The following is a 19,699-nucleotide window of genomic DNA, read 5'->3' on the forward strand; positions in this document are numbered from 1 at the left end:
CCGCTACGCCGGGTGTTGTACTGCTGTCGGCTCCCTGCGGTAGCCCGCCGCGGCCGACGTACCGCGGATCAGATCCGCCGCCCGCTCCGCGATCATGATCGTCGGCGCGTTGGTGTTCCCCCGGACCACAGAGGGCATCACCGAGGCGTCGGCCACCCGAAGCCCCGTCACGCCGTACACACGCAGCTTGTGGTCCACCACCGGGCCGATCGCACAGGTGCTCGTGGGGTGGTACAGGGTGTGCAGGACACACCGCGCGTGCGCGAGAAGGCCGGCATCGCTGTTGTCGGCCGGTACCAGGAAGTCCGCCCGGTGGTGCGCCCGCAAGGCAGGGCGGCCGACGATATCGCGCACCAGCCGCAGCGCGCGTACCGCCGTCGCCCGGTCCTCCCCGGTGGCCAGGTAATTGTGCACGATGCGCGGCTTCGCGCTAGGCAGGGCCGAGCGCAGCGCGACCTTACCGCGGCTGGTAGGCGCGAGCAGCACCGCGCCGATGTGGAAGCCGTGGTCGGTGGCCACGCCTAAGCCTTCCTCGTGGAACATCGCGGGCACGGCATGGATCTGCACATCCGGGGCGTCGAGGCCGTCGGCGGTACGGAAGAATCCGCCGCCCTCGCCGACATTCGAGGTCAGCGGGCCACGGCCCTCGGACTCCAGCAGCCGCACGTTCTCGGGGGTCTCCGCGGTGAACAGGGACTCGGTGTCGGTCAGATGGATGACGGGCAGGTGCGGATGGTCCTGGAGGTTCTCGCCCACCGGAAGGTCCACCCGGGGCGCGATGCCATGGGCCGCCAACTCGTCCGCGACGCCGATCCCCGAGAGCATGAGCAACTGCGGCGAGTTGTAGGCACCCGCCGACAAGATGACCTCGCCCTCGCACCGCAGTTCTTCCATGACGCCGCCGCGGTCCACCTCGACTCCGGCGGCCCGGTCCCCGTCGAAGAGGATCCTGGTGCACTGGCCTGCGGTGAGCACCCGCAGGTTCGGCCGATCCAGAACGGGATGCAGGTAGGCGGCGGCTGCGCTGCACCGCAGGCCGTCGCGCTGGGTAAGTTCGTAGTACCCGACGCCATCCTGTTCCGGGCCGTTGAAGTCGGGATTGAACCGGTGCCCCGCCTGCTGGGCCGCAGCCAGGAAGGCATCGACCAGCGGGCTGCGCGATCGCCCCGGATTGACCGGGAGCGGCCCGCCCGCACCGTGCCAGCTGGAGACACCGGCGTGGTGATCCTCGGCGCGCAGGAAGTACGGCAGGACATCGTCCCAGCCCCAGCCCTGGGCTCCGGCCGCGGCCCAGGCGTCGTAGTCCCGGCGGTTGCCGCGGATGTAAATCATGGCGTTCATGGAGGAGGAGCCGCCCAGCATCCGGCCGCGCGGCAGGTAGCAGCGACGGTCCTCGAGACCCGGCTCGGGCTCGGTCAGGTAGTCCCAGTCATACTTGGTGCGAAACAGCTTCGCGAACGCCACCGGGACGTGGATCTCCCGCGCGTCGTCGACCGGGCCGGCCTCCACCAGCAAGACCCGCACGTCCGGATCCTCACTGAGACGGGCGGCAAGCACACAGCCGGCAGATCCCGCCCCCACGATGATGTAGTCGTACATCGACGTCCTTTCGGCGCGTGCCTCTGATGCCTGCCCGACCAGTCTGGTCGAGGATCGCCAGGAGCGTTCGCGGTTACCGGGAGCTTGGCCGAAGGGCCGCCCTTGACATATGGGCCCCGCCGTTCCGGCTGCCCGCCCCGGTGAGTGAGCCGACCTGGGCGGCCTGATTCAGGGCGACTTCTGCCCCCGGTACAGAACGAGGTGCTGGTGGTGGAGCACGCCGTCCCGGATGTCGCCCGTCGCCGTGAACCCGGTGTCGTGGACGTAGTCCAGGTGGCTGCCGGTTACCGTGTCCCGGCCCGTGTACGCGCTGCGCCGTTCACCGGGGGCCTCGTCGTAGCGGCCGTCCGCCAGGAGTTCCTTCCTGACGGATGTGACCGTCCGAGGTCACCCACATGACGCCGACGTTTACCTCAGGTTCCTCACCACCCAGCCCGAGGTCGGCGCCGGTCCGGTCGCGGTGACCGGCTACCGCATAGGAGGCCTCTTGGCGATGCGCACGGCCGCGGCCCACCCCGGCCAGGTGGCCGCCGTCGCCGCGTTCCACGCCCCCGTGGGCGTCGACGGGCCCGACTTCTTCTCCAAGCTCACCGCCCAGGTCCACCTCGGCCACGCCGAAGGCGACATGGCACCTGAGGCACTCGGCGAGCTCAACCAGGCCCTGGATGCCGCAGGTGTCGGCTACACCTCCGAGATCTACCCTGGCGCCATCCACGGCTTCGCCATGTCCGACACCGACGCTTTCAGCGCCTCAGGGCTGAAGCGCCACTGGGGTCTTGCTCCCCCTCCTGGACCGCACCCTGGCCAACATCTGAAAGCATGTCTCACATCTCGTCGGGCGCTGCCGGCGGCGGAATGGCGACGGGGGTGCCCGGCAAGACGGTCCTCACGTGGAGGAGTTGCGTAGATTGCGAAGTTAACGTGATGGATTGCCGGCTTAGCCTTGCCACGCTTGAGACTGGATCGCGCAGAAGCCAGAACGACGACCGTCAGGCTTCCGCAGCTTCGAAAGCGGGGCAACTACCGTGAAACGAACCGTCAAACGGTCAGTCTTATCCGCGCTGACGACCCTAGGGATGGCAACCGCGTTAGCCATCGCCACTTCACCGCAAGCCCACGCGATCGACAAGGTGGAGTGCGGACCGAGTGATTACCTCACAGTGGATTGGCCATCGAGTACGGGGGCTCCTGGACCACCGAGCAGTCCTGCTTCGCCAATGCCGGTGAGATCGACATGGACGTGATGGGGACCGAGTGGCTCGACAAGATCACGACCGGCAACAACCGCGTCCAGTGGTGGGGGGGACGGGCGCTGGCAGCCCGCCACTCCCATCGACAAGAACACCGTCTACGACTTCCCGAACCATCCTGGCGGGGTCGCGCTGGACTGGATCAGAATCCTCTGAGCCGTAGGTGAACCCGGGGCGGCGATCCTGCCCGATCGCCGCCCTGCACCGCTACCGCGGTCCGAGCTGGGCACATGTGCGGTACCACGTGGAGCCGGCTGGTCTGCTCTCCGCGGCGGGGTCGTGGCACTGGACGTACAGGTTCACCGAACCGTTCGTCTCCACACCAACGCTCCATCCCCGTCACGCAGCGCTCCATGTCCGTCTGCCGTGTTGTACGAGCGGACCCCTGGTAAGGGGACTTGGGATGACAGTCAGCACCTACAACAGTGGTGTTGCCGACCCTTGATTCACAGCGGCGGTGTCCACACCAGCCAGCGGAGGAGGCCCGCCGGCCGCAACATCGGCCGGCCGCTTCAACGCCTGCGTATACGGAGCGTGGAACTTTCGCCACGGTTCGCGCCCCCTACAGTCAGGGCGAAGGCCCGCGTGCGGCAGCCGTCCGTGCGGACCGATCCGATGTCCCCACAGCGGCATCCACCCCCGCACAGTCACCGTGACCGCACCGACGCCGGGCCCCGCACAGCCGCTCACGACCAGCTCAGGAACACCGTGTGCAAGTCCAGCTCCTCGTCAGCGAGATCGGTCGCCGTTCCTCCCCGTGTGGTCGGCACCACCCGGAAGTCGGGCGCATGGTACCCATAGTCAGGGTCCTGCTCGGCATTGGGCCGGTGGACGGAGATGATGAACTTCGTCCCGTCGGGCGACACCAGCATCCCCTCCGCGACGGTGCCGTCCTGCGGGCCGACCACGCTGATCGGGGCGCCCGCGGCGCGGCCGGTGCGGGCGTCCATGGTCCGGAACGAACCGGACGACGTGCGGCACAGCACCCGGTCGTCACCGGCCCAGCCGACTACGCCGGCGCATCCGCTGAGCAGCAGGGCACCGCGCGCCGACGTCCTGCTGAGCGGCGCCGAGGAGTTCCAGGTGTCGAAGACGGTGCCGAAGACTTTGGGTGCGGTCGCCGTGAGCCGGCGGCCGTGCGGCGCGAGGTGCACCATGTTCGCCTGGACGGCGCGCGCGGGCTTGCCAGTGACGGTCAGGGGCAGGTCGTTCCCCGCGGCCGGGCCCTCGTCCGACAGGTGGTGGTCGCCCTCGGCGGACCGGAAACCGATCCTCTTCCGGCCGTCCCGGTCCGCGTACGTGAACCACACAGTGCGCCCGTCCGGCGACATCACCGCGTTCTGCTCGTCGTCGCCCGCGGCACCGCTCAGGCGCACGAAGTCATCCTGTTCTGCGTCGCTCTTCACGAAACCGACGTGGGAGGCGGTCTTGCCTCCGGGGTCCCGGAGGACCACCGCCATGCGCGTGTACGACAGGTCGAAGAGCGCGCGGACCCGGGGAGCGATGTGCTCCAGGCTGTCCGTGGGATAGGGGGCCGGTGCCTCCGGGTTCTCGGCGCAGAGGTCCACGAGTGGGCTGTGGACCGTCTTGGCACCGGAATAGTTGTTGAACGCGGCGTCCTCCGGAACGGCGAACCACCGTGTCGCACGTGGTTTCCAGCTCTCCGGATCCCATGCCGTCACCACGACGCCGGCGTAGCGGGCGCCCACGCCGCACCTGGCGGTGACGACCGTGTCCTCGCGGGTGAAGGGACTGTCCGAAAGGGCGTATCCGCGGTTGCCCAGGTAGGGTGCCGAGCGCGCCGAAGACCCGGACACGGGCTTCTCCGCGCTCGGTTGCGAGGTGCAGGCCTGAAGGGACAGGACCGCGAGGACCGCGGCACTTCCGGCTAGACGAGGTCGCACATCGGCTCCTCGGTCTTCTGGTGGCACGCCGTCCAGGGGACTGCCCCGAAGACCCACTTCTGCCGGGGGTCGGCGGGGACGGACTCGGTGCGGATGCGCAGCGCTTTTCCGTCGCTGTCCTTCAACTGGAGCCACTGCCCCTTCTGGTATGCGTCGACGTAGTGGACCTTGATCCCCCACTCGCACGACTGTCCTGGCGGCGCGATCGCCTCCACCCGCATGGCGCCCGAGGACTGGCCGTTCCCGACCTCGATATTGTGGGTGTCGAAGTAGGGCTCGCCCTGTCCCTCGTCGTCATCGGTCAGCACCGGCTCGCCGCCCCGGGGCGGGACGTGGACCCGGATCCCCTGGTAAGCGACTCCGCCCTGCGACGGATAGCCGACGACCGTCTTCGCGGTACTCGGCCGGCAGGTGACGTCGGTGGCTTTCCAGTCGTCGATGACCACGGCGGCGGACCGGGTGCTCAACAGTCTCAGCTTGAAGGTGCCGGAGAGTTCCATGCGGCCGTTCGACGTCCGCTGCGTGTACTGCTCCGGGGCGTGTTCCAAGTAGGACGCGTAGTTGAGCAGGCGGCCGCCGAGTGACTTGAGGTACGCGAAGGCGGCGGAGGCGTCATCGCTGGAGGTCAGTTTCCGCGTCTCGCCCTCGGTCAGTTCGCGGTCGAGGACCATGACCCAGTCCTGGCGGGGGTCGCCCAACTCGGTTTGCACGGACACCGTGAAGGGGGCTTGGGAGGCGTCGTACCCCTTGTTGGAATCGTTCTCCCTGGTCACGCCAGGCTTGATCATGTAGTAGCCAAGGAGCGTCCCGCCCAGGACGCTCAGGAGACCGACCGTCGCCGTCACCGACAGCCACAGAATCTTCTTGCGCCGGGAGGCAGCAGGGTCCACTCCGAGTACTTCGGAGGTGATCGCCCCTAAGCTCTCGTCGGCTCCGCCTCCCGTATCGGCGGACCTCTGCCGCGGGGGCTGAGTAGCGGCGGACGGCATGGTCGCGTCCGAGCCTCCTTGTTGCCCCGTCGGCTCCGGAGCGGTGTCTCCGTCGGCGCTCGGCTGCGGTTCAGGTGTCCCGTCCGTTGGTGCGGTTGCCGTCATGCCAGTTCCCCCACGTTGTGAGTCGCCCCGTGCGCTCGGCACCGGACACAGGCGTCCGTACAGAACCCGGCTGTACGGGGCGCCGGCCGTGCCTCGCGGCCCACCATAAGGAAAAGCACCGTCGTCGTCCCGTCACTTGCGGACAACGCGCCCCGTTCGAGTACGGGCACTGCCCGTCGCGTACAGCGCCCTGCCGGCAGACGTCACCCTGGTGACACACTGTCACCGTCGCGACGCTGACGGCATACACATCTCCCGTCCCGGTCCTACCCTCCCGTCGCGTCCACGGCAATACCCGAATGCGCCATGTCCTTCACCCCCCGAGGCGCCCACCTGGCCCGGCTGTTGGTCGCGCGGTACCTGGACTCCGGGGGCCACTCCTACGACAGCGACGTCAACGAGACGCTCACCCCTGATCACCGCCGAGCTGCGCGCCAACGCCGGTGCGCCATGAGGGCTCCGTAAGTTGTCAGGCGACCCGGGAGGCCCGGATGTGGCTGATGGGGGCTTGCCAGTTGTGGCTCCGAAGGAGTGGCCGTCCGGCCTCCGGGACGTCCTCGACGCCGTTGCTCGCCCTGCTCGCGGCCCATGGCCAGCAGGCCGTCTACGTGCCCGGCCGCACGGTCAATCGCATGTCGGGCGCCTACCGGGGCGATGCGAAGACAGACTCCCGCGACGCTTACGTCATCGCTGAAACCGCCCGCCACCGCAACGACTTCGCCGCGATCGACGTGCTCGCCCAGCTGGCCGCAGACCTCGCGCTGCTGACAGCCCACCGCTCCGACCTGGTGGCCGACCGCACGAGGATGATCAATCGTGCTGCGCGACGTGCTGACCGGTGTCTTCCCTGCGCTGGAGCGGGCACCCTCGTGGTCACGACTCCCCACCGGCCAGTTCACCCTGGCCAACTCCGACCATCGGAGCCATCCTGCGCAGAACTGGGCTCTGCATCGCTTTCCGCGGTGGCGTAACGCCAACGCCCGCCACTCCGACGTACTCGCCGCACAGCGCAAGGAACGCGTCCGCATCCGCAGCGAGAAGGGCCTGCGCTGGGGCGGATGCCCCCTCGCCACTGCGACGTAAGCCTTCGACTTGTCCGGGCGGCACGGATTACTGAACGCTGTTCGGTGTCCAGCGAAGCGTCATGTCGGGCAGGTTCTCCATGTTGCGATCACCATCGTTGGTGTCGAGGACGGTGAAACCGTGGCGCTCGTAGAACGCGCGGGCATCGGTGTTCTGCTGGAAGACGTGCAGGGACACCCTGTCAGGGCTGTGCTGCCTGACCTCATCGAGCAATAGCGTGCCGATGCCCTGACGACGGACGTCAGGGCGCAGATAGAGGTGTTCGAGCATGTCGCCGTCGAGGGCCGCGTAGCCGGTGATCTCCGCATCACGCACTGCGACCCAGGTGCGGCATTGCTTGAGCAAGACGTCCCGGACCCATCGGGTCACCTGCTCATGATCGCGCTTCTGCGGGGGCAGATAGGGCATGGTCGTTGACCGGGAGGCCTCGTGGATGCGCGCGATCACGGCTGCATCTGCCTCTTCCGCGAACCGGATCCGAGTATCGCCGTCATCACTCACTTCGGGAACCTACAAGGCCGGCAAAGGCTCGATCCAGCGGTTAACCCGGTGAACGTTGCCGGTGACAGCACTAGCTCTCCCTGTTCGACGACCCCCTTACCGCGGAGGACGGATGCAGTAGCTGGAGGTCCGTCACCGTGCCCACCGAGCGGCATCGGCCTGCTCGCCTGGCTCAAACCCTGTGACTGGCCAGCGGGTTGGTCACCGCCGGGCCGAAGAGGCTCCGCTACCGGCTGCTGCACGCCGCCGCCGCCTGCGGCACTCCACCCTCTCCACCACCGCGAACCTCTACAGCCACCTCACCCAGCAAGCAGCCACGACGCCGTGGACGCCATCGACGCCGCTCTGACCGAAGCCGACCCCAGCGCCGACCGCCACACCCACTGGCCCGCCTGGCTGCGACCACACCGCGACCACCCGAACGCGCACCGGCCGCGCCTCACACTGCCCTACTTCGCCGCCCCGACCGCCAGTTCACCCAGCGCCTCCACACCACAAGGCGTGCATGCGACCACCCTGCGACCACCACGCCGCACAACACGAAGAAGGCCGCTTTCCCCATCTCTGGAAATACGGCCTCCGACCTGCGAAAACGCTGATCGGGACGACAGGATTTGAACCTGCGACCCCTTGACGAACAACGCCCCCGGGGAAACTCGTAGCCTCCCCGAACCCGACCGCTCCTCTTTCGGCACCACCAGCTTGGAATCAGACCCGCCCAACATCCTCAGCACCTCACGGAAGTCGTCCCACGCGCCCCCAGAGCAGGGGTCGAGGAAACCGAACCCGTGAACGATCTACGGGGTGCGGCGCACCCAACGAACACCGTGAGTGCCAGCAATTCATACGTCCAGGCCGCAGACTTGATCATCGAACGGAGCCCCCTTTGCGGTTTTGCGTCCGCGCAAGGCCGCAGAGATTCCGGCACGAGCATCAATTCTCAAACGACACCACTTCAACGCCTCATAATGCTATCATTTTGAAGGTCGCCGCCCCCACCGAGAGGAGTTTCGATGTCGCGCACCATGATCGATCTCGACGATGAGATGGTGGAACACGCCATGCGCTTGTACGGCGTGAAGACGAAGGCCAAGGCTGTGCGCATGGCCATGGAGGAAGCTGTCAAGCGTCGGCTGCGGCAGGAGGGCATCGACGCGATCAAGTCCGGTGACCTGGACCTGACCTACGACAGCCGGACGGAGCCCGACAGCAGGAACGTGGCGTGAGTGAGCGCTTCCTGATCGACAACTCCGCCCTCCAGCGATGGCGCAAGCCGAAGGTGGCCGAGGTCCTCGACCCACTCCACGAGGATGGCGTACTGGCTGTGTGCGGACCAGTCGAGATGGAGGTGATGTACTCCGCACGCAACGACAACGACGCGAAGCGCCTGCACTGGTTCCTGTCCGGCTTCGACTACCTGCCGATGCCCGACGAAGTGTGGGACCGGGCCAAAGACATCCAGCGACAGGCCATCACCAAGGGCAACCACCGCGCACTGTCCATGCCCGACCTGCTGATCGCCGCAACAGCCGAACGACATGCGGTGACCGTGCTGCACTACGACCAGGACTACGACATGATCGCCGCCATAACAGGCCAGCCCATGAAGTGGGTCACGGAGGCAGGCACAGCGGACCACTGACTTCACTGCGCAGGGCGCCCCTGCTGCCACGCGGCGCACGTGCCACTCGAAGAGGAACCTGAGCACACCGGTGACGGCTACCTCACCGGCACCGGCCTCGCCCGCACCCCTGCGCTTGCCGAGAAGGGACTGTAAATCGCGGCTCTGGCCCGTAGTCGGTGGTGACGCTGGGTATCTGTCAGGGCAGGAGGATACGGTGGCGGAGAAGGCCGAATCCGGCGCGCCCGTGCATTTATCTCGTGATCCTCTTGGTGCGGGTGTTGACGCCTTCGGTGCGGCCGTTGTGGTAGGGCAGGGTGAGGCCGCCGTCCACGGCGAGCCGGTCGATTTCGAGACCGTTGATGAGACTGCGCAGGTGGGGCAGGACGACAGCGCGGGCCGCCGCGATCCTGTCCCGCTCGAATGATCGCTGTACGTCAGGCCACATATCTGTACTCATTGATGAGGCCGCCAAGGATCCGGGTGCGCTCGGCTTTGTGGGTGTGGAGGTCATGCGCTGCGGCGGGTTGTTCGTGAGCGTCGGGTGGGAGCTGGTTCCGGGCTTGGTGAGGCCGGTGCTGGTTGTAGTGCCGCTCGTAGGCCGCAAGGACGTGGCGGGCATGGGCCTCGGTCATGATCAGGACATGGTCGAGGGCTTCGCGTCGGATACTGCCGATGATGCGTTCGCAGTGTGCGTTCATGCGGGGAGCTTGTGGCGCACCTTTGAGGATCTCCATCTCCTCAGCCTGGAAGACGGCGTCGAACGCCTCGCCGTACTTGCCATCGCGGTCGCGCAGTAAGAAGCGCAGGTTCTCGATGCTTATGCCCAGGTCGCCGGTGAGATTCCTCGCCTGCTGCACCTGAAGGGTGTCAATATTCCGATCAGGCGGCTGAGCTGGGCGTCTCCTGCGGATGATGAGGCAACCGGGGTGACATGGTGCGGTACTCGTCGAGCAGCCCGCCAGGTACCTGGCGGCGCCCGACCGTGGCAGCGGGAAGAGGAATGACGTTCGGGTCGTCGTCAGGGGCACGTAGGCCGAGGCTGCGGTGGGCCCGCCCCGCGTTGTAGTGCTCCGCAGGGATCGACCCCGCGCACCAGCGCACGGACCATTCCTGGCCTGCCTTCCTCAAAGCCCAGGCCTCCGCCATCGTGGCCACCGACCTCTTCCACGTCGACACGGTCTTCCTACGGCGCTGGTTCGTACTGTTCTTCATCGACCACGGCACCCGCCGCGTACACATCGCCGGCATCGCCCGGAACCCGACCGGCCCCTGGATCACCCAACAAGCACGCAACTACCTCATGGACCTGGGCAACCGCGCAGAGTCGATCAAATTCCTCATCCGGGACCGCGGCGCATACTTCACCAACAGCTTCGACGCCGTCTTCCAGGCGACCGGCATACGTGTGATCTCCACCCCGCCTGCCGTGCCACGGATGAACGCTATCGCCGAACGCTGGATCGGATCATGCCGACGTGAGGCAACTGACCGCATCCTGATCACGGGAGAGCGCCACCTACGCCTCGTCGTCGGTCAGTATGCGGAGCACCACAACAGACACAGGCCGCACCGATCCCTCGGACAACGGGCGCCGGACCGACTCACCGAGCCCGAACCACTCACCCCCACCGACAACACTCGCATCCATCGACGCGATCGACTCGGCGGCCTCATCCACGAATACATGCAGGTCGCATAGGGTGACACCGTTTCCGGCACCCACAGGTCGGGGAGAGCCGGCGGACGGCGTTGGAAGAGCTCGCCGAGGCCGAAGCGGACTGGCTGGGTCCGCTGATCGAGCGGGCACCGCGTGATTAGGCGCCCGCCAGCGTGAACACGGCTGCGGCGCCCGCGGTGTCCAACTCTGCCTCCCCGCAGCTCAGCAGAGCGGCGTCGTAACGGGAAAGGGACAGCCCGGCCACCGTGGTGGGCGCGTCCAGCGCCACGACCAGCGACTGCGCGCCGACGGCTACGGAGAGCGCGCGGCATCCACGGACGATGGCCACGGACACCTGGGCTTGTCCTCGGCGCCACATCACGTTGAGGTTGACGACTTTCCCATCGAGAAGGCGACACGCTGTGGGAGCGTCGCCGCTCAGCGCGTGTGGGACGTAACGCGTATCGATGAGCCGCTTGTGTCCGTCCACGGTAAGTTCCATCCCCGCACCATCCACCATGGTCAGGATGCGGTCGACCTGCCCGAACTCGGAGAAGGGCCCGTCCTTACGGACCTCCGCGAGGCTTATGCGCCAGATGAAGTCGTCCATACCGGCGCCGGAAGGAAAGTGTGCGATCTCGCGGGTGGTCCCACCACCGTTCTTCCAGGTGAGGGTCGCATGGTCTGCCGCCGGCAGCAGACGTGCGCGCGCCGGGCCGTCAGTGGGCATCTCTCGTCGCGTGCGACGGGTGATTTTCGGCTCGGCGGTGAGTGGTTCGGGCATGCGGAGATCTTACTTGTGGGGTTGGAAATGGCCGCGCCGTGCGTCTTCGCAGGCCCGAAGGAGGGCGAGGCGTGCAAGGTCCGCGCCGGGGCCGTGGCGATCCCATGTGGTACATGATCCACATCCTGGTCATGCGCACCGGCCAACAGCTCTTCACCGTCAGCCCCCGCCTCGATAGTGCCCCTGCCCTCGCAGCGACGACCGCCGCCTTCCTCGTCTCCCTCGGCCTGGCATGGGCGCTCTACGTGGTCGTGTAACAGCGGTGCAGGCACTGGATCCTCCGGGGCATCCAACGCCCGAGGCGACTGCGCCTCCCCCCTCCCGCTGAGAACTGGCTGTTCTATTCCTCCGTGTTCGCGAGCAGGTTGATGGAGGCCCAACCGTTGTCGACCGGGACACCGAGCGCGACCAGGACGTCGGTTGCAAGGCATGGGGGCATGCGCTCAACACCGTGAGCCGGGATTCCGGCAGTTCGCTTACTCGAGTTCACACCAACCGATCAGCACCGTGAGGCCGGCCGACCACAGAGTCCTGCACGCTGGCCGCGGTGACCAGCACCGCGAGCAGCCGGCCGACATCGAGAAGCTGTTGTTGGCGATGCTCACCAAGGAATCCGAGCAGCGCATGGGCGCGATGGAGGTCTACGACGTCCTCCTGCCCTTCATTCATGCCACCGTCGGCGCCTTTGCCGCTACGGACGACGGGGTCCTCGACCCTCGACTGCCGTTCCTGCGCCCCTTCGGTGGTCGGGTGCGCAGCACCGGCGTCGCTGCTTCTTACACACCTACCGTGGTGGTTCCCTCGCCACTCGCAGTCCAGTCGGCAGCGGCGCAGTCAGGCACCGCCGCACTGACGGAGCAGGAGGCGGACGCGATTTCGGACCGGGCATCTCGGCTGGCTCAGGAGGGCCAGTTCACCCAGGCCGCCGACGCTCTGGACGAGGCCATCGCGAGAGCCACGGATCCAGGGCTGAGGGAAGGCATGCAGTTCAGCCTCGCCCAAGTGAAGTTCCTGGCCGGAAGCCACCGCGAGGCTCTCGCCCTGTTCGAGCCACTCGCGCATGAATACACCAACCACTACGGTGATGACGACGAGCAAGCACAGCTGTGCTGGTACTACGCCGCGCAGTGCCGGATGGAACTTCGTGAAGCGAGCGCCGCCATCCTGGCCTTCGACCACATCGCGGAGATTACGCCTTCTCCTGACGACGAGGATGCCGTCAACCGCCACCTGGATACCCTCGCACGACTGATGAGCCTATGCAGCGGCGGAGAACCTCCCCCAGGCACTGGAGGGCGGTGACCGTCTCCGGTCGGAAACCTCCCATCTACGGGAAAGCGACTGGCCGGGGCTGGCGCAGATCGACGCCTATCTCCGCCGCCTTCGCCAAGACCTCGGCTGATCCGTCATGATGTATCCGGTCCCATCTGGGACGACACGCGAGCCCTCCCTCCGTGGTCAGCGGGCAAGCTCGACGACTCTCTCGCAGTGCGCGTTCATCCGCGGGGACCGTGGGGCGGTCTTCAGGGCTTCGATGCGCTCGGCTTCGAAGACCGCGTCGAAGGATTCGGTGTATTTGCTGTCCCGATCGCGGATCAAGAAGCGCAGTGACTCCAGGCGCACACCTTCGTCGAGGGCAAGGTTGCGGGCCTGCTGGGCTGTCCACCGTGCGGTCGGATGTGCGGTCACCCCGGCGACGTGGAGGCGGCGTGTACCGTGCTCGAGGAAGACCAGCGCGTAGACCCGGCGAAGGCTTACCAGGTCGATGTGCAGGAAATCGCAGGCCACGATGGAGCCATCCTGAGCCGTAAGGAACTCGCGCCATGTCGGCCCGCTGCGGTGGGGAGCAGGGTCGACACCGGCTGTCGTCAACATTTTCCAGACCGTGGAGGCGCCGATGCTGTGGCCCAGCCGGGCGAGCTCGCCCTGGATTCTGCGGCTGTGGGTGCCGGAAAGTATGTCACCTGGCCTGACCTGCTGGTTCGAGTTTGCCAGAGCTCGGGTAGCTGCAGGGTGTTCTGGGGGAGCATGCGGGTCCTGGTGATACGGCTGATCTGCCTACTCGCCTGTCAGACGTTCCGATGGCTGGTCCTGCATCTCGCCCGGGAGAACCCCGGATGGGGATACCGACGGATCCACGGCGAACTGCTGGGGCTGGGACACAAAATCGGCGCCTCCACCGTCTGGGAGATCCTGAAGAAGGCCGGGATCGACCCATCACCGCAACGAGCAGACCGCTCTTGGGCCGCCTTCCTCAAGGCCCAGGCCTCCGCGATCGTGGCCACCGACCGCTTCCACATCGACACCATCTTCCTACGGCGCTGGTTCGTACTGTTCTTCATCGACCACGGCACCCGCCGCGTACACATCGCCGGCATCACCCGACACCCGACCGGCCCCTGGATCACCCAGCAGGCACGCAACTACCTCATGGACGTCGGCAACCGTGCGGAGCCGATCAGGTTCCTCATCCGGGACCGCGGCGCGTACTTCACCGAAAGCTTCGACGCCGTCTTCCAAGCAATCGGCGCGCGTGTCGTCCCCACACTTCCTCAGGCGCCCCGGATGAACGCCATCGCGGAACGCTGGATCGGATCATGCCGCCGCGAAGCCACCGACCGCATCCTGATCACCGGACAGAACCACCTCCGCCTCATCGTCAACGAGTACGCGGAGCACTACAACAGACACTGGCCACACCGAAGCCTCGGACAACGGCCACCAGACCCGCTGATCACCCCTGAACCTGGCCCTGTCAGCGACCCCACATCGGTTCTCCCGGCGCGATCGGCTCGGTGGCCTCATCCACGAATACAGGCAGGTCGCATAGGGTGACAGCGTTTCCGGCACCCACGGGGCCGGACTGGCCACGCCGCCGGGCACTGCTCGAACGTGATCTCACCTACCGGGCGGGGCTGCCCCAGGGCCTTGGAAACCGCACGTCTGAGCCTCTGCTATCCACTCCGGGAGGTCTCATGCCTCCGGTCTTCAACTCTCTTGTGGGTAATGGAGTTTGCCTCGTGCGAGGGCTGGCGAACGGAGTGAATCCTGTATAATTTGACGAAGATGCCAGCCGGGGGGACGGCACGGGCGCGACCTTCCTGACTGTGAGCCACCGGCCCGAAGAGAGGAACAGGACCCAGTCAGTGTCAGCCGCAGCGCCTTCGTCACCCGAGGACGCGGAGTCCTTCGTCGTGAGCTTCTACGGCCCGCGCCTGCTGCTGTGGGTCTGGGACCGGGCCGAGGGCGAACCGGACGTTCCGGTCTCCTGCATCGAGTTCGGCTCCTGGCAGAGCATTCCCATGAGCGCCGTCCGGTCCCTCACCGACCATCTGAGCGGGCAGGCACTGATCCGCTCGTACGGCGGCCACGCGGACGCCCCTGTGGTGACCCTGCTCGCCGCGGGCGCCGAGCGGGCCCGTCAGTTGCAGGTCCGTCGGGCGGACCCGACCGAGCGCGGGCGGCATGCCGTGAAGGCCGTCCTGCACTGGATCTACGCGCAGGCCGACCGGCGGCCCTTGCGGATCAGCGGATTCCTCGACTCGCCAGGGATCTACTTCCTCGGTGAGGCCCTGTCGCGGGGCGAGGTCGCCCGGACGCTCTCCTATCTGGAAGAGGCGGGACTGATCACCTGTGCGGGGCCCACGTTCCACAACGGAGTCGGATCGCACGTGGAGCTCACGCCGCTGGGCGTGGAAGCCGTACAGAACAGCCAGGAACCGGACCAGTACCTGGCCCGGCGGCACGAGGAGACGCGGCCCGCCAGCCAGACCCATATTAGGGCCGGCACGGTCCATTACGCAGCGGAAGGCGGCACCCACAGCAACATCCACAACACCATCGACGTCCATACGGGGTTGTCACCCGATGATCTCGCCCGGCTTGTAGGCGAGTTGGCCCCCGCGCTGCGCCTCGACACGGAGTCCCGGGCGGCGCTGCTTCGCACCGCGGAGGCGCTGGGGCGGCGGGGTGACACCGACGACGAACCGGAGCGGGACCGGCAGCGCGGTCTGATGGAGCGGATGCGCCGCCTGCTGGGCGGCGCTCCCGACACGGTCGGCAGACAGCTCATGCTGGACTCGGTCGGCCAGGCGCTGGGGCGGCTCTTCGGAGGGTGAGCCGTGGCGAGGCCGATGCGTGAACACACCGAGGAGGGCGGTGCCATGCGGCTGTACGCACGTGATCCGATCCTGCGCGCACTGGTGCCGCGGCTGGTCGGCCTCGCGTACGACAAGCGGAACCTGGTGCCCCAGGAGCACCGTGACGACCTGCCCGTCGTGCTGCTGACCGGCCGCCACGGCATGGGCAAGACCGCTGTCCTCGATGCCCTGGAGACGGCCTATCGGGGCAGGGTTCCGCTCGGCAGAGCCAACAGTGCGGAGGTCGACCCGGCGCGCTGGGCGGGCTTCGCCGTATCGAACACCTCACCCGTGCTGGAACTCCTGGAACAACTGGTGTGCGAGCTGGCGGCGGTGGTCCCCGGCACCAGCCGGCTCCGCTTCCCCCGGCTGCTGCCAGGGCTGTTCGCGATATCCAGCTGGCACCGGGGCAACGAGCACGAGCAGCGCCTGGCGCGGGACCGGATCGCCCGCCTCATCGCCGCCTGCGGACTGGAGAAGGGCGACGAGAGTACGGACACCGGTACGGACTGGATGTCCGACGTCAGTGAACGCCTGGCCGACACGGATCAGCAGCACGGCCTGGAACCGGTCGCCGCCGCGGTCGTCCAGCAGTACTTCAGCCGGCACACCCGCGCCCGGGCCGGACGGGCCGTACGGGAGTGGTACCACCAGCGGTCCGCGGGGACGGCCGACGGCGAAGCCGCCCTCGTACGGCTCAGCCTCCGCTTCCACCAAGGCGGTGCCTTCCGGCACGCCGTCGAACGGCTCCTGACCTCCGCCCTGATCGAGGACGTCAGCGATGCCTACGGCCGCTGGCAGCGGATGAACCGGACGCCCAAGCCGCTCATCCTGCTCGACAACGTCCACACGGCGGCCGGGCGCCGCGTACTCGACCTGATCCTCGAGCACCGGGCCGGACGCGGCTCCGATGATCCGGACCCGCTGGTCGTCGTAGCGACCCGGCTGGGCGGCGGCGCGGACCTCTACCCGGACGCCTCACACAGCGAGCTTCCCGAACTCTCCGTCGCCTCCGGCTGGGAGCGGACCGCCCCCGGGTCGCCGTCCGCCGGACTGCTCACCGTCGCACTGGCGCCACTGAGCCTCGATGACCTGCTGATGATGCTCGACCGGGCCGAAGAGCCGCTGCACCGCCGGCTGCCATCGACGCTGCACACCCTGACCCGGGGCCATCCACTGGGCAGCGGCCTTCTGTGCGATGCCATCGTGCATACCAACGCCCAACGCCCCGTTCTTCCTGAAGACTTACTCGACCTGTGTACGGCGGAAGGCCGGTCCGTCACCGAACGATTGCTGGCACAGCTGATCCCGCCGCCCCAGCTCCGCGACCATCTGGCGCTGCTGTCCCTCGCCCGCGACCGGGACGCCGCGGAGGCACTGGCGGCCGCGTGCGCGCTCTCGGGCGCCGACCCGCTCCCCGTAGCCGCGGCCGCCCGCTACCTGGAAGAGGAGCAGTGGACGGACCGGCCGGATGAGGTGGGCACACCAGGCCATGAGTACCGCGGCACCTCGCCGTTCGCCCCCGCCCCGTTCCTCCACGCCCTCTTGGTCCACGCCGCCCGGAACGGCTCCGCCGTGGCCGGCCCCGGCCGACGCTGGTCCGACCTGCACCGCATCCTGCGGGAGCACCACACCGCCCTCGGTACGGGAGACGCGGCGGACATCCTGCGGCATACACTCGCCGCCGGTGACGCGCGTCCGGTGGTGATCCAGCTGACCGCGCACTTCGCCGACGGGGACGCGGACTGCTGGCTTCGGACGCTGCGGCATGTCGCCACGGCGCCCCACCCCCCACGGGCCGAGTGGACCGATCACCGCCTGCAGATCGCCCGGGGCGATCACGACCACCGCTACGCCGAAGCCGACGACGTGCGACGATCCGTCAACAGGCTGCTGCACGGACTCTGGTACCTCTGCGAAACGTACGCGGAGCCCTTCGCTGACATCTGTGACGGCATCGGCTCCGAGCTGGCATTCCTGTCGATGCGGCATACGTCAGGCCGCGCCGCACTGAACCAGGCGTCCCGGACGTGGCCGACGAGCTTGCGAAGGGAACCACCGTGCTGAGGGGTCTGCTGAGAGGGTTACGAAGCCGTGTCTGGGGCCCTGTGGACAAGGCGATCGTGCTGGTGGTGAGCCTCACGCTGATCGCGGGGCTGTCCGTCGTCGTCTGGTCCCTGCTCCCGGAAGAGTGTGGTGATGGTCTGGAGAAGTCCGGGGGCGAGTGCGTGGGCGTCACCGAGAAGGCCCTGGCCGACGCCGATCCGGAGCTCAAGGACCTGGTACACGCCGTGGCGCGCGAGAATGTCCGGGTCAGGAAGGACTGGGAGGCCCCGGAGGGTGGGAAGCCCCCCATGCCCTACGTGCGGATCGCGCTCATGATGCCGTTCACCTCCGACGCCAGCAGCGCCATGACGATCGAGCAGATCAGGCGTGGTGTGGCCGGCGCGCACACCGCCCAGCTGCGGGCCAACTCGGAATCCGGTCCGCACTACCAACTACTGCTGGCCAACGACGGCAAGGACCTCAACCACTGGCGGCCCGTCGTCGACCGGCTGACCGCGATGGTCGACGACAAGGCTCCGTTGATCGGGGTGATCGGGATGCCCAGCAGCAATCCGGAGACGCTACACGCGGTCCAAGCCCTCTCCGACCAGCGGATTCCGGCGGTCGGCCCCATCATTACGTCATCGGACATGAACGCCAAGTACTTCTTCAAGACCTCCCCGTCGAACGGGCTCTTCGCGGAGGCGCTTGCACAGTATCTCGCCGAGGAGCCGGGGACGGGGAAAGGATTCCTGGTGTCGGACAACCGGCCTCGGGATAACTACTCCATCGATCTCCGGAAGGTCTTCCTGGACCGCTTCGACGAGAAATACGGCTTGCGGAAGCGCCAGGCGTACTTTCTGGGTGCGATCGGTGCCGAAGCCGGGATTCCGCGCCGCTTCTCGTCGGCCGCCCAGAAAATCTGTGTGACCGGTGCGGACACGGTCTTCTACGCCGGCCGCGACGGCGATCTGCCGGACCTGGTGAGCAGGCTGGCGAAGGAGCCATCCTGTGACGACGCCAAGCCGCTGCGCATCCTCACAGTGGGCATCGGTATCGACCCCGTGCTCACCACGCCCGACCTCACCCGGCAGATGCGGGAATCCAAGATCACCCTGGTGGACGCCGCCTCGGTCGATCCTCAGTGGTGGACGCGGAGCCCGGAGAGCCGGCCGACACAGCCGCCGGGCCTCGCCGGTTTCCTCCAGCGGTTCGAAGCCCTGGGCAAGGAGCAGGACCTGGGTGAACGACCGCTGGACGACGGATACGCGATCATGTACCACGATGCCTTCACCGTGCTCTCCCAGGCCGTTGACCAGACGTTCAACGATGTCAACGACAGCGGGAAGAAGAGCTCGAACGCCCCGGGCATGCCGACGAATGACGATGTCTACAACACCATCATCGACATGAACATCCTCGGTACCGCCGACGGCGCGGACTGCGTCAACTGCGTGCGCGGAGCCAGCGGTACGTACGGTTTCGATGACTCACACGACACACAAAAGTGGCCCGTCTGCAAGCCCGTCCCCGTCATCGAATACCCGCCGCCATCGGCCGCCTCCACCGCCGGGAAGAAGCCCCGCACGCTGTACCGGACCCACGAGGACATCTTCGACGGCGCCTGCCCGTGACACCTCGCTCGTCAGAGCCAGTCGCGTTTGAAGTTGACGTACACAGCCTCCCCGGTCGGTGCCCGGGATGTCGGCGAGCAGTGCCCTTGCCAGAAACCTCATCCGTCCTGGTAGGGGCCGGTGCATCGGGTTTCCCGAAATCTGGCCACGGTCATCTGAGCCGGCACTCTCGCGCAGCTGCCGTCAGCACTGCGGGTGCCGATACGTCATCCGCGCAGGTCAGGCCGCGTGTTGGTATGCGTGGAGGGTTCGCTGAGTCGGTCTCGTCGGCTGACTTCCAGGTGGGCGAGTTGGGCTTGTTGCGTGATGGGTGGGGGTAGCGGGCGGCATGGGGCGGCTTGCTTCAGGGCCCTGTGCGGGCGGTGTGCGTTGTAGAAGGCTTCG

Annotated in this window: 16 protein-coding genes and 6 pseudogenes; 13 read left to right on the forward strand and 9 right to left on the reverse strand. The window is 67.3% G+C overall.

What is annotated here, in order from left to right; translation table 11 throughout:
- Positions 1-3: 3 nt before the first annotated feature.
- Both JK363_RS38415 and JK363_RS38420 read right to left on the reverse strand, forming a co-directional pair.
- Complete coding sequence (locus JK363_RS38415) at positions 4-1,599, reverse strand: GMC family oxidoreductase (protein WP_201882760.1); 1,596 nt, start codon at positions 1,597-1,599, stop codon at positions 4-6.
- A 168-nt stretch (positions 1,600-1,767) separates the two neighbouring features.
- Positions 1,768-1,996 (reverse strand): annotated as a pseudogene (locus JK363_RS38420) (Atu4866 domain-containing protein).
- Between JK363_RS38420 and JK363_RS38425 the strand changes: the two are divergent.
- Positions 1,997-2,414: pseudogene (locus JK363_RS38425) on the forward strand (dienelactone hydrolase family protein); the annotation flags it as partial.
- 419 nt (positions 2,415-2,833) lie between these two features.
- Positions 2,834-3,016 (forward strand): hypothetical protein, encoded by a 183-nt coding sequence (locus JK363_RS43370; RefSeq protein ID WP_236076477.1) that lies wholly within the window; start codon positions 2,834-2,836, stop codon positions 3,014-3,016.
- A gap of 519 nt (positions 3,017-3,535) precedes the next feature.
- Here JK363_RS43370 and JK363_RS38435 read toward each other — a convergent pair.
- Together JK363_RS38435 and JK363_RS38440 are read right to left on the reverse strand one after the other, a co-directional pair.
- A complete protein-coding gene (locus JK363_RS38435) occupies positions 3,536-4,666 on the reverse strand; it encodes a hypothetical protein (protein WP_307822038.1) in 1,131 nt (376 codons plus the stop codon).
- A gap of 71 nt (positions 4,667-4,737) precedes the next feature.
- A complete protein-coding gene (locus JK363_RS38440; RefSeq protein ID WP_307822039.1) occupies positions 4,738-5,643 on the reverse strand; it encodes a hypothetical protein in 906 nt (301 codons plus the stop codon).
- 749 nt (positions 5,644-6,392) lie between these two features.
- On the opposite strand from JK363_RS38440, the pseudogene JK363_RS38445 reads away from it, so the two are divergent.
- A pseudogene (locus tag JK363_RS38445) lies at positions 6,393-6,726 on the forward strand (IS110 family transposase); the annotation flags it as partial.
- A 3-nt stretch (positions 6,727-6,729) separates the two neighbouring features.
- Positions 6,730-6,930: pseudogene (locus JK363_RS38450) on the forward strand (IS630 family transposase); the annotation flags it as partial.
- 27 nt (positions 6,931-6,957) lie between these two features.
- On the opposite strand, the gene JK363_RS38455 reads toward JK363_RS38450, so the two are convergent.
- Positions 6,958-7,431, reverse strand: coding sequence for a GNAT family N-acetyltransferase (locus tag JK363_RS38455; protein ID WP_201882763.1), 474 nt, complete (start codon positions 7,429-7,431; stop codon positions 6,958-6,960).
- A gap of 1,013 nt (positions 7,432-8,444) precedes the next feature.
- Between JK363_RS38455 and JK363_RS38460 the strand changes: the two genes are divergently transcribed.
- On the forward strand, positions 8,445-8,657 hold the full coding sequence (locus JK363_RS38460) for a type II toxin-antitoxin system VapB family antitoxin (protein ID WP_014059306.1): 213 nt from the start codon (positions 8,445-8,447) through the stop codon (positions 8,655-8,657).
- Positions 8,654-9,073 (forward strand): PIN domain nuclease, encoded by a 420-nt coding sequence (locus JK363_RS38465; RefSeq protein WP_201882765.1) that lies wholly within the window; start codon positions 8,654-8,656, stop codon positions 9,071-9,073. Before JK363_RS38460 ends, JK363_RS38465 begins: the two co-directional genes overlap by 4 nt.
- 232 nt (positions 9,074-9,305) lie before the next feature.
- On the opposite strand, the pseudogene JK363_RS38470 reads toward JK363_RS38465, so the two are convergent.
- Positions 9,306-9,461: pseudogene (locus JK363_RS38470) on the reverse strand (ISL3 family transposase); the annotation flags it as partial.
- A 28-nt stretch (positions 9,462-9,489) separates the two neighbouring features.
- Positions 9,490-9,912, reverse strand: coding sequence for an integrase core domain-containing protein (locus JK363_RS38475; RefSeq protein ID WP_201882766.1), 423 nt, complete (start codon positions 9,910-9,912; stop codon positions 9,490-9,492).
- 290 nt (positions 9,913-10,202) lie between these two features.
- Here JK363_RS38475 and JK363_RS38480 point away from each other — a divergent pair, with 290 nt between their 5' ends.
- A complete protein-coding gene (locus tag JK363_RS38480) occupies positions 10,203-10,754 on the forward strand; it encodes an integrase core domain-containing protein (protein ID WP_307822040.1) in 552 nt (183 codons plus the stop codon).
- A 115-nt stretch (positions 10,755-10,869) separates the two neighbouring features.
- Here the strand turns inward: JK363_RS38480 and JK363_RS38485 are convergent, their stop codons facing one another.
- Positions 10,870-11,496, reverse strand: coding sequence for a HutD/Ves family protein (locus JK363_RS38485; protein ID WP_236076474.1), 627 nt, complete (start codon positions 11,494-11,496; stop codon positions 10,870-10,872).
- 113 nt (positions 11,497-11,609) lie between these two features.
- Between JK363_RS38485 and JK363_RS38490 the strand changes: the two genes are divergently transcribed.
- Together JK363_RS38490 and JK363_RS38495 are read left to right on the forward strand one after the other, a co-directional pair.
- Complete coding sequence (locus tag JK363_RS38490) at positions 11,610-11,753, forward strand: hypothetical protein (RefSeq protein ID WP_201882768.1); 144 nt, start codon at positions 11,610-11,612, stop codon at positions 11,751-11,753.
- Between the two features lie 250 nt (positions 11,754-12,003).
- Positions 12,004-12,798: a tetratricopeptide repeat protein gene (locus tag JK363_RS38495; protein WP_236076475.1), complete on the forward strand. Its 795-nt coding sequence runs from the start codon at positions 12,004-12,006 to the stop codon at positions 12,796-12,798.
- A gap of 159 nt (positions 12,799-12,957) precedes the next feature.
- Here the strand turns inward: JK363_RS38495 and JK363_RS38500 are convergent.
- Positions 12,958-13,434, reverse strand: a pseudogene (locus JK363_RS38500) (transposase family protein); the annotation flags it as partial.
- A 627-nt stretch (positions 13,435-14,061) separates the two neighbouring features.
- Here JK363_RS38500 and JK363_RS43375 point away from each other — a divergent pair.
- From JK363_RS43375 to JK363_RS38520, 4 genes are all read left to right on the forward strand, one after another.
- A complete protein-coding gene (locus JK363_RS43375; protein ID WP_236076479.1) occupies positions 14,062-14,331 on the forward strand; it encodes an integrase core domain-containing protein in 270 nt (89 codons plus the stop codon).
- Positions 14,332-14,642: 311 nt separating this feature from the next.
- Positions 14,643-15,614 carry a hypothetical protein gene (locus JK363_RS38510; protein ID WP_201882770.1) on the forward strand — a complete coding sequence of 324 codons (972 nt, stop codon included), beginning with the start codon at positions 14,643-14,645 and terminating at the stop codon, positions 15,612-15,614.
- A gap of 15 nt (positions 15,615-15,629) precedes the next feature.
- Positions 15,630-17,702 (forward strand): ATP-binding protein, encoded by a 2,073-nt coding sequence (locus tag JK363_RS38515; RefSeq protein ID WP_201882772.1) that lies wholly within the window; start codon positions 15,630-15,632, stop codon positions 17,700-17,702.
- 41 nt (positions 17,703-17,743) lie between these two features.
- Complete coding sequence (locus tag JK363_RS38520) at positions 17,744-19,315, forward strand: ABC transporter substrate-binding protein (protein WP_307822041.1); 1,572 nt, start codon at positions 17,744-17,746, stop codon at positions 19,313-19,315.
- Positions 19,316-19,699 lie beyond the last annotated feature (384 nt).

It is taken from the genome of Streptomyces coffeae (assembly GCF_016741875.1).
Classification (GTDB): domain Bacteria; phylum Actinomycetota; class Actinomycetes; order Streptomycetales; family Streptomycetaceae; genus Streptomyces; species Streptomyces coffeae.